This is a genomic window from Micromonospora sp. DT46 (assembly GCF_049841735.1).
GTDB classification, from domain to species: Bacteria; Actinomycetota; Actinomycetes; order Mycobacteriales; family Micromonosporaceae; genus Micromonospora; species Micromonospora reichwaldensis.
In genome coordinates this window covers 771,341-787,496 of sequence record NZ_JBNCKW010000003.1, presented here as the reverse complement: position 1 = coordinate 787,496, position 16,156 = coordinate 771,341, and the positions used below count along the sequence as shown (strand labels likewise).

Below are 16,156 nucleotides of genomic sequence, written 5' to 3'. Positions count from 1 at the left end.
CGAAGTTGGAGAACCTGGGTCATCTGGGTGACCGCAACGACCACGACTCGCAGGGCCTGTTCCAGCAGCGCCCGTCCAGTGGGTGGGGCACGATCGAGCAGATCACCGACCCGGAGTACTCGACGACGGCGTTCCTGAAGGGTCTGAAGCAGGTCGACGGGTGGCAGGACAAGCCCCTGACCAAGGCCGCGCAGACGGTGCAGGTGTCGGCGTACCCGGACCACTACGCCCAGTGGGAGCAGCAGGCCGCCGACCTCGTCACCGAGCACTGGAACAGCTGACACGCAGACTTTCCACCACAAGGGGGATCGCTGGCCGGCACCCGAACACGGGGTGCCGGCCAGCGGCACATCCACCGCCGGTGGAACATCGCAGCCCGTCGGCTGGTTGAATGAGGTGTCGGTGTGTCCAGTGTCCCCGGGCCTCACCTAAATTGCCTTCGCGGAATACCGTCCGGCTGGAGCCGCGTCGCGCCACTCGCCGAGAGGCGACCTGCACACCGACACCGGCGCCGCCCCCGAGCCTCCGGGCCCGGGGGCGGCGCTGTCTTCGCCGGCCCCGCAGCCGACATCGAGCGGACCGCCGCCGGGACACCGGTCGCGTACGGCCATGGGCGACGCCGTGGGAAGCGGGCGGTGACCGTCGGGGGGTGATCCCGCGGCACGGGTCGCGGTCCCGGACGGCCTGGCCTATGTTCATGGTGGCTGTGTCGGACGGGCCGGGAGGGGGTGTCGCGCGTGGGCCTGCGGACTTTCATCCAGGGCTGGCCGGTGTACCGGCAGCTCACCGGGACCGACCCGTTGGGCCGGGGCGCCGCGGCGCAGTCGGGCCGCTCGGCGGAGCTGACCGCCCGCACCGAGACCGCCGACAGCGTGGCGCGGTCGGTCTGCCCCTACTGCGCGGTCGGCTGCGGCCAGCGCGTCTTCGTCACCGACGGAGCGGTCACCCAGATCGAGGGCGACCCGGACAGCCCGATCTCCCGGGGGCGGCTGTGCCCGAAGGGGTCGGCCAGCAAGAGCCTCGTCACCAGCCCCCTGCGGCAGACGAAGGTTCGCTACCGGCGGCCATACGCCACCGAGTGGGAGGATCTGGAGCTCGACGTCGCGCTCGACATGATCGCCGACCGGATCCTCGCCGCGCGGGCGGAGACCTGGGAGGACGTCGACGCGCAGGGCCGGCCGCTCAACCGCACGCTGGGCATCTCCAGTCTGGGTGGGGCGACGCTGGACAACGAGGAAAATTACCTCATCAAGAAGCTTTTCACGGCGATGGGGGCGCTCCAGATCGAGAACCAGGCGCGCATTTGACACTCCGCCACCGTCCCCGGTCTGGGGGCCAGCTTCGGTCGCGGCGGCGCGACGGACTTCCAGCAGGACGTCGCCAACGCTGACGTCATCGTCATCCAGGGCTCGAACATGGCCGAGGCCCATCCGGTGGGCTTCCAGTGGGTGATGGAGGCCAAGCGGCGCGGCGCCAAGGTGTTCCACGTCGATCCGCGGTTCACCCGCACCAGCGCGGTGGCTGACACGTACCTGCCGATCCGCGCGGGCTCCGACATCGCGCTGCTCGGTGGCGTGGTGCGCCACATCCTGGAGAACGGGCTGGACTTCCGGGAGTACGTGCTGGCCTACACCAACGCCGCGACGATCGTCAGCGAGCGCTTCGTCGACACCGAGGACGGCGACGGCTTCTTCTCGGGGTTCGATCCGGAGACGGGCAGCTACGTGCAGGACTCCTGGCAGTACGCGGGCCACGAGTCCGACTCCGGCAGCGGGCACACCGCGAAGGAGCGGGACACCGCCGCCGGGCTGCGCCACGAGTCGCACGGCGCCGACGTGGGCGGGCAGGTGGAGCGGGACGAGACGTTGCAGCACCCGCGCTGCGTCTACCAGATCCTCAGGCGGCACTTCGCCCGCTACACCCCGGAGATGGTGGAGCGGGTCTGCGGCATCCCGCGCGAGAAGTTCCTGGAGTTGGCCGAGGCGTGGACGGCCAACTCGGGCCGGGAGCGCACCGGCGTGCTGATCTACTCGGTGGGGTGGACGCAGCACAGCGTCGGCGTGCAGTACATCCGTACCGGCGCGATCATCCAGCTGTTGCTGGGCAACATGGGCCGCCCCGGCGGGGGCATCCTGGCCCTGCGCGGGCACGCCAGCATCCAGGGCTCCACCGACATCCCGACGCTGTTCAACCTGCTCCCCGGCTATCTGCCGATGCCGCACCACGCCGACCACCCCACCTTCGACGAGTGGGTGGACAGCATCCGCCATCCGGGCCAGAAGGGCTTCTGGGGCAACGCCCGCGCCTACGCGGCGAGCCTGCTCAAGGCGTACTGGGGCGACGCGGCGACGCCCGAGAACGACTTCTGCTACGGGTACATGCCCCGGATGACCGGCGACCACGGGACGTACCAGCAGGTGCTGAACATGATCGACGGGAAGGTGCGGGGCTACTTCCTGCTCGGTCAGAACCCGGCGGTCGGCTCGGCGCACGGCCGGGCGCAGCGCCTCGGCATGGCGAACCTGGACTGGCTGGTGGTCCGCGACCTGTTCATGATCGAGAGCGCCACGTTCTGGCGCAACAGTCCCGAGGTCGCCACTGGCGAGATCGTGCCGGAGCAGTGCAAGACGGAGGTGTTCTTCCTGCCGGCCGCCTCGCACGTGGAGAAGGAGGGCACCTTCACCCAGACCCAGCGGCTGCTGCAGTGGCGGGAGAAGGCCGTCGACCCGCCGGGCGACGCCCGCTCCGAGCTGTGGTTCTTCTACCACCTCGGGCGTCGGCTGCGGGAGAAGCTGGCCGGCTCCGACCTGCCGCGCGACCGGGCGCTGCTCGACCTGGCCTGGGACTATCCCACGCACGGTCCGCACGCCGAGCCGAACGCCGAGACGGTGCTGCGCGAGATCAACGGGTACGAGGTGGCGACCGGCCGCCCGCTGTCCGCGTTCGCCGAGGCCCGCGACGACGGTTCCACCGCCGTGGGCTGCTGGATCTACTCCGGGGTGTACGCCGACGGCGTCAACCAGGCGGCGCGGCGCCGGTCCCGTCACGAGCAGGACTGGGTGGCCGCCGAGTGGGGCTGGGCGTGGCCGGCGAACCGGCGCACCCTCTACAACCGGGCCTCGGCGGACCCGCAGGGCCGGCCGTGGAGCGAGCGCAAGCGCTACGTGTGGTGGGACCCGGACGCCGGGGAGTGGACCGGCTACGACGTGCCGGACTTCGAGCGGACCAAGCCGCCGACGTACCGGCCGCCGGAGGGCGCGTCCGGCCCGGAGGGGATCGCCGGCGACGACCCGTTCGTCATGCAGGGCGACGGCAAGGGCTGGCTGTACGCGCCCAGCGGCGTGCTGGACGGCCCGCTGCCGACGCACTACGAGCCGGCCGAGTCGCCGGTGCGCAACCCGTTCTACCGGCAGCAGGCCAACCCCACCCGCAAGGTGTACGCGCACCCGGTGAACTCGGTGAACCCGAGCCCGCCGCAGGAGTACAGCCAGGTCTTCCCGTACGTGTTCACGGTCAGCCGGCTCACCGAGCACCACACGGCAGGCGGGATGAGCCGTACGGTGCGGCCCCTGGCGGAGCTGCAACCGGAGATGTTCGTCGAGGTGTCCCCGGAGTTGGCCGCGGAGGTGGGCCTGGCGCACCTGGGCTGGGCGCACCTGGTCAGCGGGCGGGCGGTCATCGAGGCGAAGGTGCTGGTCACCGACCGGCTTAGCCCACTGCGCGTGGACGGCCGGGTGATCCACCAGGTGTGGCTGCCGTACCACTTCGGGTTCGAGGGCCTGGTGACGGGCGACTCGGCCAACGACCTGTTCGGGATCACCCTGGACCCGAACGTGCTGATCCAGGAGAGCAAGATCGGTACCTGTGACGTACGGCCCGGTCGGCGGCCCACCGGCCCGGCCCTGCTGGACCTGGTGGCCGACTACCAGCGGCGGGCGGGCATCGTCCCCGGCCAGCCGGCCCCGACGCTCACCCCGGGGGCGCTCGCCCCGCCGGACGCCGACGGCGCCGGGGAGGGCCGCGATGCTTCCTGACCCGCACAGCCTGTCCGGGCCGCTGGACCCGGCTCCGGAGGCCGGCTGGACCGACGCCCCGCCCCGGATGGGCTTCTTCACCGACACGAGCGTCTGCATCGGCTGCAAGGCGTGCGAGGTGGCGTGCAAGGAGTGGAACGACGTCCCCGGCTCGGGGCTGGACCTGCTCGGCATGTCGTACGACAACACCGGCGCGCTGACCGCGAACTCGTGGCGGCACGTCGCGTTCGTCGAGCAGCCCCGCCCGGCGGGGCACCGCAGCCCGCCGTTCGCCGGCACGCCGACGGGCGGCTCGGTCAGCGCCTCGTCGGCGGCCGTGGCCGCCGGCGTCGGCAACCCGACCGGCACCGAGCCGGGGGTGCCGCCGGGCGCGGCGGACGCGGCCGCGCGGATGGCCGCCGGCACCGGTGCCGGCCCGGGGACCGACGCCGGCGCGACCAGCACCGGCACGAGCACGGGCCCCGCCGGCGGGCCGGAGTTCCTGGGGATGCCCGGGGCGCAGCCGCCGGGGCGCGCGGGGGGCGCGGAGGGGCGCACCGACTTCCGCTGGCTGATGATGTCCGACGTCTGCAAGCACTGCACCCACGCGGCCTGCCTCGACGTCTGCCCCACCGGCTCGCTGTTCCGCACCGAGTTCGGCACGGTGGTGGTGCAGGAGGACATCTGCAACGGCTGCGGCTACTGCATCTCCGCCTGCCCCTACGGCGTCATCGACCAGCGCAAGGGCGACGGCCGGGCGTGGAAGTGCACGCTGTGCTATGACCGGATCGGCGCGGGCAACACTCCGGCCTGCGCCCAGGCGTGCCCGACCGAGTCCATCCAGTACGGCCCCCTCGACGAGCTGCGGGAGCGGGCCGCGGCCCGGGTGGCGACGCTGCACGAGCGGGGCGTGCCCGAGGCGCGGCTCTACGGGCACGACCCGGGCGACGGGGTCGGCGGTGACGGCGCGTTCTTCCTGTTGCTCGACGAGCCCGAGGTGTACGGGCTGCCGCCGGACCCGGTGGTCACCACCCGGGACCTGCCGAAGATGTGGAAGCGCGCCGGCCTGGCCGCGCTGGCGATGGCGGCGGCGGCTGTGGCCGCGTTCGTGGGAGGTTCCTCATGAGTCCGGAGCGCGGTGGGCGCAGGCGGCGCGGCGGCGAGGAGCTGAGGGTCCCGGAGGCCGAGTTCACCTCCTACTACGGCCGGCCGATCCTCAAGGCGCCGGTCTGGAAGTGGGACATCGCCGCGTACCTGTTCACCGGCGGGCTGGCAGCCGGTTCGTCGCTGCTCGCGGCGGGCGGGCAGCTCACCGGCCGGCCCGCGTTGCGCCGCGCCGGCCGGGTCGCCTCGCTGGCGGCGGTCACGGCCAGCACCGTCTTCCTGATCAAGGACCTGGGGCGGCCCGCCCGGTTCCACCACATGCTCCGGGTGGCCAAGCCCACCTCGCCCATGTCCGTGGGCACCTGGATCCTCGGCGCCTTCGGCCCGGCCGCCGGGCTCGCGGCGGTCGCCGAGGGCGCGGCATGGCTGCCCGGGCGCGGCCTGCCGGGGCTCGTCCGCCGGGCGCTGCCGCCGGTCGGGCACGCCGCCGGGCTGGCCGCCGCGGCGACCGCGCCGGCGCTGGCGACGTACACGGGGGTGCTGCTGGCCGACACGGCCGTGCCGTCCTGGCACGAGGCGTACCCGGAACTGCCGGTCATCTTCGCGGGCAGCGCCCTGGCCAGCGGCGCCGGCGTCGGGCTGATCGCCGCGCCCTGCGCGCAGGCCGGGCCCGCCCGGCGGATGGCGGTGGCGGGCGCGGCCCTGGAGCTGTACGGCGCGCACCGGGTGGAGACCCGGCTCGGGCTGCTCAGCGAGCCCTACCGCACCGGCCGGCCCGGTCGCCTGCTGCGCGCGGGGAGGGCCCTGACCGCCGTGGGGGTGGCCGGCGCGTTGCTGGGTCGGCGCAGCCGCACGCTCTCCGCGCTGTCCGGGGTCGCGCTGCTGGGCGCCTCGGTGGCGACCCGGTTCGGCATCTTCGAGGGCGGCGTGGCCTCGGCGAAGGATCCGAAGTACACGGTGGTGCCGCAGCGGGAGCGCCTCGAGCGGCGGCGCGCCGCCGAGGGCTGACGCCCTCCCGCACACGCCCGCCGGGCCTGTGGTTCACTGCTGCGTGGAGGCGTTCAGGCGGCTGGTGCCCCTCCCGGTCTTCAAAACCGGTGTGGTCCGGGATCCGGGCCAGGCGGGTTCGATTCCCGTCCGTCTCCGCCATGCTGCGGAAGTGGGGATCATGGGGGACGTCGCGGCCGATCCGCGCCGGCGGGTGCCGCGCACCGACGCGCTGCTCGCCGACCCCCGGCTGGCCGCCGCGGCGGGCACCCTGGGCCGGGAGCGGGTCAAGGCCGCCGTCCACCGCGCCCAGGAGCGCGCCCGCCGGGGCGAGATCACCCCCGAGGCGGTACGCGACGCCGCGCTGGCCGCCCTGCCCGCGCCGGCCCCCCGGGCGGTGCTCAACGCCACCGGCGTGGTGCTGCACACCAACCTGGGTCGCGCCGCGCTGTCGCCCGCCGCCGTCGCGGCGGTCGCCGCCGCCGGCGGGCACACCGACGTCGAGTTGGACCTGCGCACCGGGCGGCGGGCCCGGCGCGGACGCGACGCCCTCGACGCCCTCGCGGCGGCGGTGCCCGACGCGGGCGCGGTGCACGTGGTCAACAACGGCGCCGCCGCGCTGGTGCTCGCCGCGACCGCGCTGGCCGCCGACGCCGAGATCGTCGTCAGCCGGGGCGAGCTGGTGGAGATCGGCGACGGGTTCCGCCTGCCCGACCTGCTGGAGAGCACCGGCGCCCGGCTGCGCGAGGTCGGCACCACCAACCGCAGCACGCTGGACGACTACGCCGCCGCCATCGGTCCCCGGACCGGCTTCGTGCTCAAGGTGCACCCGTCGAACTTCCAGGTCACCGGCTTCACCTCCGCGGTGCCCGTACGGGCGCTGGCCACCCTCGGCGTCCCCGTGGTCGCCGACATCGGCTCCGGGCTGCTGGCGCCCGATCCGCTGCTGCCCGCCGAGCCGGACGCCGCCAGCACCCTGCGGGCCGGGGCGGCGCTGGTCACCGCCAGCGGCGACAAGCTGCTCGGCGGGCCGCAGGCCGGGCTGCTGCTCGGTGCCGCCGACCTCGTCGAACGGCTGCGCCGGCACCCCCTCGCCCGGGCGTTGCGGGTCGACAAGCTGACCCTCGCCGCGCTCGCCGCCACCCTTGCCGATCCGGCGACCCCCACCCGGGCCGCGCTGCACGCCGACCCGGGCGCGTTGCGGGCGCGCACCGAGCGGCTGTGCGCCGCGCTCGCCGCCGACGGGTGCGAAGCACGGGTGGTGCCCGCCGGGGCGGTCGTCGGCGGCGGTGGCGCCCCCGGCGTCGAGCTGCCCTCCTGGGCGCTCGCCCTGCCCGAGCGGTACGCGTCTCCGCTGCGCCTCGGCGACCCGCCGGTGCTGGGCCGGGTGGTACGCGGGCGGCTGCTGCTGGACCTGCGCTGCGTGCCCGCCGACGCCGACGCGGCGCTGCGCGCCGCCGTGCTGCGCGTGCCCGGGGAGGGCTGAGGGCGTGTTCGTGGTGGCCACCGCCGGGCACGTCGACCACGGCAAGTCGACACTGGTCCGGGCGCTGACCGGGATGGAACCCGACCGGTGGGCCGAGGAACGCCGCCGGGGCATGACCATCGACCTCGGCTTCGCCTGGAGCACCCTGCCCTCGGGCGCGACGGTGGCGTTCGTCGACGTGCCGGGGCACGAGCGGTTCGTGCCGAACATGCTCGCCGGCGTCGGCCCGGTGCCCGCCGCGCTGGTCGTCGTCGCCGCCGACGAGGGCTGGATGCCGCAGTCGGCCGAGCACCTGGCGGCACTGGACGCGCTCGGGGTGGCGTACGGCCTGCTGGTGGTGACCCGCGCGGACCTGGCGGATCCGGGGCCGGCGACGACCCGGGCCCGGGCGGAGCTGGCCGCCACCTCCCTCGGCGCGGTGGACGCGGTGGCGGTGAGCGCGGTGACCGGCGCCGGGCTGCCGCAGCTGCGCGCGGCGCTGGACCGGCTCGCCGCCCGGCTGCCCGCCCCGCGGGCCGACGCCCCGGTGCGGCTGTGGGTGGACCGCGCCTTCACCGTCCGCGGCGCCGGCACGGTGGTGACCGGCACGCTCGGCGCCGGTCGGCTCCGGGTGGGCGACGAGTTGGAGCTGGCCGGCAGCGCGGAGACGGTGCGGGTACGCGGCCTGCACTCCCTCGGCGTGGCCCGGCCCGAGGTCGCCCCGGTCGCCCGGGTGGCGGTGAACCTGCGCGGCACGCCCCGGGACCGCCTGGGGCGCGGCGACGCGCTGCTCACCCCCGGCCGGTTCCACCGCACGGACCTGCTGGACGTGCGGCTGGCCGGCGACCCGGCCGGGGAGCTGCCGGCCACCCTGACCCTGCACATCGGCGCGGCGGCGGTGCCGGCCCGGGTCCGGCCGCTCGGCCCGGACACGGCCCGGCTGCGGCTGGCCCGGCCGCTGCCGCTGCTGGTCGGGGACCGGGCGCTGCTGCGCGACCCGGGCCGGCACCACGTCGCGGGCGGGGTGACCGTGCTGGACGTGGCTCCGCCGCCGCTGACCCGTCGGGGCGCGGCCGTCGCCCGCGCGGCGGTGCTGGCGACGGTGGACGGCCGCCCCGAGCTGGCCGGCGAGCTGCGCCGGCGGCGGCTGGCCCGGGCCGCCGACCTGATCCGCATGGGCGTCGAGGCCACCGGCCGGCCGGTCGCCGGCGACTGGCTGGCCGACCCGGAGCACTGGCGGGGCCTCGGCACCCGGCTGGTCGAGGAGGTCGCCCGGCACGCCCGGGAGCACCCGCTGGAGGCGGGCGCGCCGGTCGAGCTGCTGCGCCAGCGCCTGGACCTGCCCGAGCGGGCGCTGGTCGAGGCGCTGGTCCGGCCGCCGCTGCGGCTGCGCGCCGGCCGGGTCACCGCGTCGGCGGTCGACGCGCTGCCGGAACCGGTGGCCCGGGCCGTGGCCCGGGTCCGCGCCGAGTACGCCGACCGCCCGTTCCGCGCCCCCGAGGTCGAGCACCTCGCCGACCTGGGGCTGGGTCCCCGGGAGATCGGCGCGGCCGTACGCGCGGGGGCGCTGCTGCGCCTCGCCGAGAACGTGGTGCTGCTGCCCGGCGCGGCCGACGACGCCGTGCGGGTGCTGGCCGGGCTGCCCCAGCCGTTCACGCTCAGCGCCGCGCGGCGGGCGCTGGACACCACCCGCCGGGTCGCGGTGCCGCTGCTGGAGCTGCTGGACCGTCGCGGCGCCACCCGCCGGCTGCCCGACGACGCGCGGGTCGTGGTGACGGCCCGGTCCTGAAGCCGCCCCGGCGAGGTCGGCGGTCGCCTAGCGTGGCGCCATGGACCCTTCCGCGGTCTGGCGGGACAGGCAGCACAAGTGGCGGATCGAGGCGTACCGGGCGCCGGACCTGCGTTTCGCGATCTTCGCCACCAACGGCACCACCGAGTCCGCGCCGCTGTGGCTGTTCGGGATGTCGGCGCTGGCCCGGTGGCTGATGACGCACAAGATCTCCCTCGACGACCTGGAGGTCGACTGACATGGGGGCGCAGCTCGGTCAGCTCGCGCTGGTGGCGGTGCTGGTGCTGGTCAACGCGGCCCTGTCGGGCAGCGAGATGGCGCTGGTGACGCTGCGCGAGGGGCAGGTGCGGCAGTTGGGCCGGCGCAGCCGGTCGGGGGAGCGGCTGGCCCGGCTGGTCCGCGACCCCAACCGGTACCTGGCGACCATCCAGCTCGGCATCACCCTGGCCGGGTTCCTCGCCTCCGCCGCCGCCGCGGTGTCCCTGTCCGAGCCACTGGTCGGGCCGCTGGGCTTCCTGGGCGGGGCCGCGCGCGGGGCGGCGGTCGTCCTGGTCACCGTGCTGCTGACGTTCGTCACCCTGGTCGTCGGCGAACTGGCCCCCAAGCGGCTGGCGATGCAGCGCGCGGAACGCTGGGGGCTGGTCAGCGCCGGGCCGCTGGACCTGCTGGCCCGGCTGTCGCGGCCGGCGGTCTGGCTGCTCAGCAAGGCCACCGACGTGGTGGTGCGGCTCGCCGGCGGGGACCCCCGCGCCAGCCGTACGGAGATGACCGAGGACGAGCTGCGGGAGATCCTGGTCAGCCAGCGGGGCCTGTCGGCACAGCAGCGGGAGATCCTCACCGGCGCGTTCGACATCGCCGGCCGGACGCTGCGGGACATCCTGGTGCCCCGGCTGGACGTGACGGTGCTCCCCGAGACGATGCCCGCGGCCGACGGGCTGCGCCGGCTCGCCGCAGCCGGCCGCTCCCGCGCCCCGGTCGTGGGGCCGGGTGGGCTCGACGCGGTGCGGGGCGTGGTGCACATCCGCGAACTCGTCGGGGCGGACGCGGCGACGGTCGCCGACCGGGCCCGTCCGCCGCTGCTGCTGCCCGGCACCCTGCCGGTCTCCGACGCGCTGCGTGAACTGCGGCTGTGCCACCAGCAGCTCGCCCTCGTCGTCGACGAGCACGGCGGGGTCGACGGCATCATCACCATGGAGGACCTGCTGGCGGAGGTCGTCGGGGAGCTGTACGACGAGACCGACCGGGACGTGACCGGGGTGACCCGGGAACCGGACGGCTCGCTGCTGATGCCCGGCGACTTCCCGCTGCACGACCTGGCCGACGTCGGGGTGCGCCTGCATTTCCGGCCGTCGCGGGAGTACACGACGGTGGCCGGGCTGGTGCTGGCCGGGCTGGGGCACCTGCCGAGCGGGCCGGGGGAGACCGTGCACCTGCCGGGGCTGACCGTCGAGGTGGTGGAGGTGGCCGGCCGCACGATCCGCCGGGTCCGGCTGCGCGGCTTCTCCGCGGGCCCCGACCCGGTCGGGTGACGGCGGCGGGAACCGCCACGAATGGCGTGGATCAGGACGTACCGTCCGGTACGTGAAGGACCGAGGGATGCGGACGTTCGTCACCGTGCTGGCCGGGCTCGCGGTGATCTACTTCGGCACCACCGGCCGCAGCGAGGAGGACGGCCGAGGCGTCTCCGGCGGCCTCGTCGTGCTCGCGCTGCTGGCGGCGCTGCTGGTGTGGCACCTGACGAAGCCGGGCGACAAGACGGCCAAGTAGCCCGGTCAGGTGGCGGCGGCGCGGGTGACCTCACCGGCGGACTCCTCGCCGAGGGCCACCCGGACCAGCGCCGAGGCGAGCCGGCCGAAGTCGCCCGGGTCGACCAGCCCGGCCAGCCGGTCCGCCGAGCCGGGCAGGCCGAGGCGTTTCGCGCCGGCCAGGGCCCGCCGGTCGGCGTACGGGCGCAGGTCGGCCCAGGCCACCTGCGCCTCGCGCAAAAAGATGTCGGCGCCGGTGGGGCCGATGCCGGGGAACTCGGTCAGCAGCCGGCGCAGCCCGGCCGGTTCACCGCCGCCGTCGCGGTGCAGCCGGCGCAGGTCGCCCCGCCAGCGGTCCAGGCACAGCCGGGCGCCGGTGCCGAGCATCGTCGAGGTCCGCTCGTCGTAGCGGCGGTAGTGGCCCCGGCCCAGCGCGTCGACCCGGTCCTGCCAGCTCGCCGCCTCCATCGCCTGCGGGGTCCGGTAGCCGGCGGCGAAGAGTTCCCGGGCGGCCGCCACGGCCACCCGGGCCCGGATCCGGGTGCTCAGCAGCGTGGCGAGCACCAGCAGCTGGTAGAGCGGGGCGGGCCGGTCGGCGAGCGTGATGCCCGCCTCCTCGGCGTACGTGCGGCCCCGCCGCTCCAGCAGGACCCGCGCCACCTTCCGGTCGTCGCCCATCCTCGGGGTGTACCCGCCCTGCGCCCGGCCACCCCTGCGACCGTCCGCCCCGGCGGGTATGCCGCCGGGGCGGACGGGTAACCGACGTCGGACACGGCCGGACCCCGGAAGGAGAAACCCGTGGTGAATCCGCAGCAGGAGGAATTCCGCCGCAACAACAAGGGCGCCACCAGCCAGGACAGCAAGGGCCCCAACCCCGCGGGGCACCCGCGCAACCGCGGCTCGTCGCACGGCGACGAGGGCCGCCCGGTGCCCCGGGGGCAGGTGTCGCCGTACGGCCCGGCCACCGAGCCGGTCGCCGACGACGAGAGCTAACAGCCCCGACCCGAGACGGGCGGCCGCAGCCGGTTCCAGGTGGCTGCGGCCGCCACGCCGTACGCGAGGTGCGGCACGATGTCGGCCAGCCAGTCCGACCGACGCCACGTGCGCGGATCGGTCACGCCCAGCACGGTCATCGACCCGTCGGACATCGTCATCACGGCACCGCCGAGGACCCCGGCGGCCAGCGGCAGCGGCATCCGGCGGCCCCGGGTGAGCAGGGCGTACCCGACGCCCGCCGCCACGCCGATCCCGTAGCCGAGCAGGGGCCCGAGGCCCGAGCGGCGGTTCGCCGCCCGGTCCTCGGGCCCCAGGTCCACGTGCGCCACCTGGGCGACCCGCCCGGCACTCTCCTCCGGGGTGCTGCTCGCCGGCCGCGCCCTCAGCACCATGTCGAGGTAGCTGACCATGTTCAGGGCGGCGCTGCCGACCGCGCCGGCGATCGCCCCGTCGGCCAGGTTCGCGGCCCTCACCTCGGGTCGCCTGGTTCGCGCTCGCCCTTGGGGCCGTAGACCCGCTCGCCGCGGACGACCCCCCGCTGCCCCCGGTCGGACTGCAGGATCCGGTTGGCCACGTCGTTGGCCTTGTCGTCCGGCACCCGTCGTCCCGAATCGTCGATCGCGTTTCGGATGCGCGCCCGCTGCTTGTCGTACGCGTTGCTGCCCGGCCGTGGTCCTGGCATCACTGCCTCCTCCGGTCGTCGTCGCCGTTGGCGTACCGCGCTCGTCTACCCGCCTGCGCGGGGACCAACCCCGCGACCGGTCCGGCGCGGTGCCCGGCTCAGCGCGGCGCGCGGATCACCGCGACCGGGCATTCGGCGTGGTGCAGCAGCGACTGGCTCACCGAGCCCAGCAGCAGCCCGGTCAGCTCGCCGCGTCCCTGCCGGCCGACCACTAGCAGCTGGGCCCGCCGGGACGCCTCGGCGAGCACGGTGGTGGGGCGGCCGCGCGTGGTCTCCCGGCTGACCGGCACGTCCGGCCACCGCTCCGTGAGCCCTGCCAGCGACTCGGCGACCACCCGCTCCTCCTCGGAACGCAGTTCGGTGTCGTCGTACACCAGTGGTCGCATGTCCCCGGGCCCGGTGGAGGTCGGATGCCGGTAGGCGTGCAACGCGACCAGCGCCGCGCCGCGCACCGACGCCTCCTCCATGGCGAACTCCGCGGCGAGCCGGGCCGTCTCGGAGCCGTCCACGCCGACGACGACGGCCCCGTCGGGGTGGTCGGTGCCCCGGGCGACCAGCACGGGACAGTCGGCGTACGCGGCGACCTGCACCGCGACGGACCCCACCACCAGGGCGGAGAAGCCGCCGAGCCCCCGGTCGCCGAGCACGATCATCGCGGCGGCCGGCGACTCGCCGAGCAGCACCGCGGCGGCCTCGCCGTCGATGATCTCGCCGGAGATCCGCAACCCGGGCACCGCCGCCTCGGCCTCGTCCGTGGCGGCGGCGACGACCTGCTCCGCCTGGTGCCGCAGGCCGGCGCCGGGTGGGCCGGCGGCGGGGGCGTCGACCGGCACGCGCAGCAGGGGCCAGATGAAGGCGTGCACGATCCGCAGTGGCCGGTGCCGGCGGGCCGCCTCGACGGCGGCGAGCCGCACGGCGCGCAGCGACGAGTCCGAGCCGTCCGCGCCGACGACCACCGCCGCGCCGTTCGCCGAGTTCACCGCCCACCTCCCGCCGCTTCCCGGCCAGTATCGCGGCCGGGAACCCGTCGGCGGGCCGATACCGCGCAGGCCGGCCGGTGGGTACGCTGTCCACGCCCACCGGGGAGGGAGCGTCGTCGATGGTTGAGCCGGACCAGCCGAGCACCGCGCGGATGATCGATTTCTGGCTCGGCGGGGAGCACCACTTCCCGGTCGACGTGGCGGCCGCCCGAGACTTCGAGCAGGCGTACGGGCCGTGCGAGCCGGTCTTCCGCGAGCTGCGCGCGTTTCTCGGCCGGGCGGTCCGGGCGATGGCCGCGCGGGGGGTCGACAGCTTCCTCGTCTTCGGCGCCGGGGTGCCCACCATGGGCAACGTGCATGAGGTCGCCCCGGACGCCACCGTCCTCTACACCGACGTCGACCCGGTCACCATCCGCCTCGGCCAGCGCCTGCTGGCCGGCAGCGACCGGGCCGGCTACGGCTACGGCGACGCCACCGACATCGGCACCGTCGACCGCGCCCAGCTGCACCGGTTCGTGCCGGGGTGGGGGAGGAGACCGGTCGGCGTGGTCTTCCTCGGTCTGGCCGCGTTCCTCGACGACGAGACGCTGGCCCGCACCCTCGACGAGCTCTACGGTGCCACCGCGCCGGGCAGCCTGCTCGCCGTCGACTTCGACACGGAGGAGCTGGCCGGCTTCCCGGCGGCCCTCGCGATGATGGGCCCGGCGTTCCGGATGCGCCCGCCGGCCGCGTTCGTGCCGCTGCTGGGCCGCTGGACGCCCACCGAGGACGGCATCGTCCCGATCGCCCGGTGGCGGCCGGACGGCCCGCCCGCGCAGGTGCCCGACGCCTTCCACGGCGGGGTCGCCGTCCACCCGCCGGCGTGCTGACGCCTCCGGACGGCGAGGTACGCGTGTGCGGCCTGCCGTCCTGACCGGCCGTCACCGCGGCACCCGGGTCGCCACCTGACCACCGGTCGTCTCAACACCAGTCGCCGCCTGAGCGCCCGCTGCTGCCGCAGCAACCTGGCCTGACCTGTGCACCCCGCTGCCCCGCAGCACCCCCAACTGCCGCCGGCGCCGGCCGAGGCGACGTGGGCGCCGCGCGCCGGGCCCCGAGCCGGGTGCGAGGCCACGGCGGCTGGCACCCGCCGTGTGCCCGCCCGCCCGGAGGGTGGGGGAGGGGGCTCCGTATGATGCTTGCCCTACGGCAAGCTTCCGGAGGATGATCATGTTGGAGGCACCGGGCCAGGTCTCGCGTGCGCTTCGTGCGGCCCCGCCCGACCAGGTGGTGGAGGCGGCGGACCAGGCTATCCGGTCCGCCCTGGGCGCCTCGCGAACGGACGTGTTCATCGCCGACTACCGGATCACCGGGCTCTGGCCGGTGCTCGACGCGGACCTCTCCGGCGGCGGCTTCCTCGCCTGCCACGACGCGGCGCAGCGCTGCTTCAGCAGCCAGCAGCCGATGACCGACACCGACGACGAGGGCCGGTGCCGGCTCTACCTGCCGCTGTCGGTGTGGGGGGAGCGGCTGGGCGTGCTCCTGGTCGAGCTGCCCGACCAGCCCGAACCGGACGTCGTCGAGCGGGCCGCGGACATCGCCGGCGAGCTGGCCGTCGTGCTGCGCGCGGCGGACCGGGAGACCGACCGGTACCGCCGGGTCCGCCGACGGGAGCGACTCAGCATGGCCGCCGAGATGCAGTGGGAACTGCTGCCGGGACGCGGCGTGAGCCACGCGGCGTTCGACCTCGCCGGCCAGCTGGAACCGGCGTACACGGTCGGCGGAGACCACTTCGACTGGTCCGTGGACGACGACCGGCTCACCGTGACGGTGCTCAACGGCGCCGGCATCGGGCTGTCTGCGGCGCTGCTGACCGCCGTCACCGTGAACGCGCTGCGCAACGCCCGGCGCTCCGGAGGCAGCCTCGTCGAGCAGGCCGAGTTGGCCTCCGACACGGTCTTCTACCAGCACCGCGGTCGCCGGTACGTGGCCACGCTGCTCCTCGAACTGGACACCGTCACCGGCCGGGTGCGGGCGGTGGACGCCGGCTCCCCGCACCTGCTGCGGGTGCGCGGCGGCACGGTGACGCCCATCGACCTGGAGCAGCAGCTGCCGCTGGGCATGTTCGCCGAGGCCCGCTACGACGTCCAGGAGTTCGCGCTGGAACCGGGGGACCGGCTGTTCGTGGTCAGCGACGGGGTGTGGGCCGCCGATCCCGGTGACCGCGGCGCGTACGGCGAACGGACGATGGCGCGGGCGATGCGGTCCACGCGGCTGCAACCGCCGGCGGAAGCAGTTGGTACGGTGATGCGCGAACTGCACGCCTGGCACGCGGACGCCGATTTGCGCGACGACGCGGTCGTCGTCTGCCTGGACTGGCGTGGTTCCGCCGGGCGGGGCGACGGGTGAGAGCCGT

General features: G+C 75.5%; 15 protein-coding genes, 1 tRNA gene and 1 pseudogene. 13 read left to right on the top strand and 4 right to left on the bottom strand.

Annotated elements, in window-relative coordinates:
- The 10 genes and pseudogenes from ACLQ20_RS11450 to ACLQ20_RS11405 all read left to right on the top strand — a co-directional run.
- Positions 1 to 281: pseudogene (locus tag ACLQ20_RS11450) on the top strand (hypothetical protein); the annotation flags it as partial.
- A gap of 456 nt (positions 282 to 737) precedes the next feature.
- On the top strand, positions 738 to 4,034 hold the full coding sequence (gene fdh / locus ACLQ20_RS11445; RefSeq protein ID WP_327028381.1) for a formate dehydrogenase: 3,297 nt from the start codon (positions 738 to 740) through the stop codon (positions 4,032 to 4,034).
- Entirely contained in the window at positions 4,024 to 5,139 is a 1,116-nt protein-coding gene (locus ACLQ20_RS11440; protein WP_327028380.1) for a 4Fe-4S dicluster domain-containing protein, read from the top strand. The genes fdh and ACLQ20_RS11440 overlap by 11 nt, the downstream gene beginning before the upstream one ends.
- A complete protein-coding gene (nrfD, locus tag ACLQ20_RS11435) occupies positions 5,136 to 6,125 on the top strand; it encodes an NrfD/PsrC family molybdoenzyme membrane anchor subunit (RefSeq protein ID WP_327028379.1) in 990 nt (329 codons plus the stop codon). Before ACLQ20_RS11440 ends, nrfD begins: the two co-directional genes overlap by 4 nt.
- A 45-nt stretch (positions 6,126 to 6,170) precedes the next feature.
- Positions 6,171 to 6,266, top strand: a tRNA-Sec gene (locus ACLQ20_RS11430).
- Positions 6,267 to 6,285: 19 nt separating this feature from the next.
- Positions 6,286 to 7,590 carry an L-seryl-tRNA(Sec) selenium transferase gene (gene selA, locus ACLQ20_RS11425; RefSeq protein ID WP_327028378.1) on the top strand — a complete coding sequence of 435 codons (1,305 nt, stop codon included), beginning with the start codon at positions 6,286 to 6,288 and terminating at the stop codon, positions 7,588 to 7,590.
- A 4-nt stretch (positions 7,591 to 7,594) separates the two neighbouring features.
- A complete protein-coding gene (selB, locus tag ACLQ20_RS11420) occupies positions 7,595 to 9,358 on the top strand; it encodes a selenocysteine-specific translation elongation factor (protein ID WP_327028377.1) in 1,764 nt (587 codons plus the stop codon).
- A gap of 40 nt (positions 9,359 to 9,398) precedes the next feature.
- Positions 9,399 to 9,596 carry a hypothetical protein gene (locus tag ACLQ20_RS11415; protein WP_089000292.1) on the top strand — a complete coding sequence of 66 codons (198 nt, stop codon included), beginning with the start codon at positions 9,399 to 9,401 and terminating at the stop codon, positions 9,594 to 9,596.
- Position 9,597: 1 nt separating this feature from the next.
- Positions 9,598 to 10,887, top strand: coding sequence for a hemolysin family protein (locus ACLQ20_RS11410; RefSeq protein ID WP_327028376.1), 1,290 nt, complete (start codon positions 9,598 to 9,600; stop codon positions 10,885 to 10,887).
- A gap of 67 nt (positions 10,888 to 10,954) precedes the next feature.
- Positions 10,955 to 11,125, top strand: coding sequence for a hypothetical protein (locus tag ACLQ20_RS11405; RefSeq protein WP_165947846.1), 171 nt, complete (start codon positions 10,955 to 10,957; stop codon positions 11,123 to 11,125).
- A 5-nt stretch (positions 11,126 to 11,130) separates the two neighbouring features.
- Here ACLQ20_RS11405 and ACLQ20_RS11400 read toward each other — a convergent pair whose 3' ends face one another.
- Entirely contained in the window at positions 11,131 to 11,781 is a 651-nt protein-coding gene (locus ACLQ20_RS11400; protein WP_327028375.1) for a hypothetical protein, read from the bottom strand.
- A gap of 120 nt (positions 11,782 to 11,901) precedes the next feature.
- On the opposite strand from ACLQ20_RS11400, the gene ACLQ20_RS11395 reads away from it, so the two are divergent.
- The gene (locus ACLQ20_RS11395) at positions 11,902 to 12,096 is read left to right on the top strand and encodes a hypothetical protein (RefSeq protein ID WP_358118198.1); all 195 of its coding nucleotides are present in this window, start codon (positions 11,902 to 11,904) and stop codon (positions 12,094 to 12,096) included.
- Here ACLQ20_RS11395 and ACLQ20_RS11390 read toward each other — a convergent pair.
- From ACLQ20_RS11390 to ACLQ20_RS11380, 3 genes are all read right to left on the bottom strand, one after another.
- On the bottom strand, positions 12,093 to 12,572 hold the full coding sequence (locus ACLQ20_RS11390) for a hypothetical protein (protein WP_358118196.1): 480 nt from the start codon (positions 12,570 to 12,572) through the stop codon (positions 12,093 to 12,095). The two genes, ACLQ20_RS11395 and ACLQ20_RS11390, sit on opposite strands and share 4 nt — an antisense overlap.
- Positions 12,569 to 12,781, bottom strand: coding sequence for a phosphatidylethanolamine-binding protein (locus ACLQ20_RS11385; RefSeq protein ID WP_132237733.1), 213 nt, complete (start codon positions 12,779 to 12,781; stop codon positions 12,569 to 12,571). Before ACLQ20_RS11385 ends, ACLQ20_RS11390 begins: the two co-directional genes overlap by 4 nt.
- Before the next feature lie 98 nt (positions 12,782 to 12,879).
- On the bottom strand, positions 12,880 to 13,761 hold the full coding sequence (locus tag ACLQ20_RS11380; RefSeq protein ID WP_358118194.1) for a universal stress protein: 882 nt from the start codon (positions 13,759 to 13,761) through the stop codon (positions 12,880 to 12,882).
- 119 nt (positions 13,762 to 13,880) lie between these two features.
- Between ACLQ20_RS11380 and ACLQ20_RS11375 the strand changes: the two genes are divergently transcribed.
- Entirely contained in the window at positions 13,881 to 14,630 is a 750-nt protein-coding gene (locus ACLQ20_RS11375) for an SAM-dependent methyltransferase (RefSeq protein WP_358118192.1), read from the top strand.
- 340 nt (positions 14,631 to 14,970) lie between these two features.
- Positions 14,971 to 16,149 (top strand): PP2C family protein-serine/threonine phosphatase, encoded by a 1,179-nt coding sequence (locus ACLQ20_RS11370; RefSeq protein WP_151454628.1) that lies wholly within the window; start codon positions 14,971 to 14,973, stop codon positions 16,147 to 16,149.
- The last annotated feature ends 7 nt before the right edge of the window (positions 16,150 to 16,156 follow it).

What these genes read in the sequence shown, in the direction of transcription:
- ACLQ20_RS11405 (WP_165947846.1), top strand. Translation starts at nt 10,955, where the DNA reads ATGCGGACGTTCGTCACCGTGCTGGCCGGGCTCGCGGTGATCTACTTC.
- ACLQ20_RS11375 (WP_358118192.1), top strand. Translation starts at nt 13,881, where the DNA reads ATGGTTGAGCCGGACCAGCCGAGCACCGCGCGGATGATCGATTTCTGG.
- ACLQ20_RS11400 (WP_327028375.1), bottom strand. Translation starts at nt 11,781, where the DNA reads ATGGGCGACGACCGGAAGGTGGCGCGGGTCCTGCTGGAGCGGCGGGGC.
- selA (WP_327028378.1), top strand. Translation starts at nt 6,286, where the DNA reads ATGGGGGACGTCGCGGCCGATCCGCGCCGGCGGGTGCCGCGCACCGAC.
- ACLQ20_RS11370 (WP_151454628.1), top strand. Translation starts at nt 14,971, where the DNA reads ATGTTGGAGGCACCGGGCCAGGTCTCGCGTGCGCTTCGTGCGGCCCCG.
- ACLQ20_RS11410 (WP_327028376.1), top strand. Translation starts at nt 9,598, where the DNA reads ATGGGGGCGCAGCTCGGTCAGCTCGCGCTGGTGGCGGTGCTGGTGCTG.
- ACLQ20_RS11440 (WP_327028380.1), top strand. Translation starts at nt 4,024, where the DNA reads ATGCTTCCTGACCCGCACAGCCTGTCCGGGCCGCTGGACCCGGCTCCG.
- ACLQ20_RS11385 (WP_132237733.1), bottom strand. Translation starts at nt 12,781, where the DNA reads ATGCCAGGACCACGGCCGGGCAGCAACGCGTACGACAAGCAGCGGGCG.
- ACLQ20_RS11415 (WP_089000292.1), top strand. Translation starts at nt 9,399, where the DNA reads ATGGACCCTTCCGCGGTCTGGCGGGACAGGCAGCACAAGTGGCGGATC.
- nrfD (WP_327028379.1), top strand. Translation starts at nt 5,136, where the DNA reads ATGAGTCCGGAGCGCGGTGGGCGCAGGCGGCGCGGCGGCGAGGAGCTG.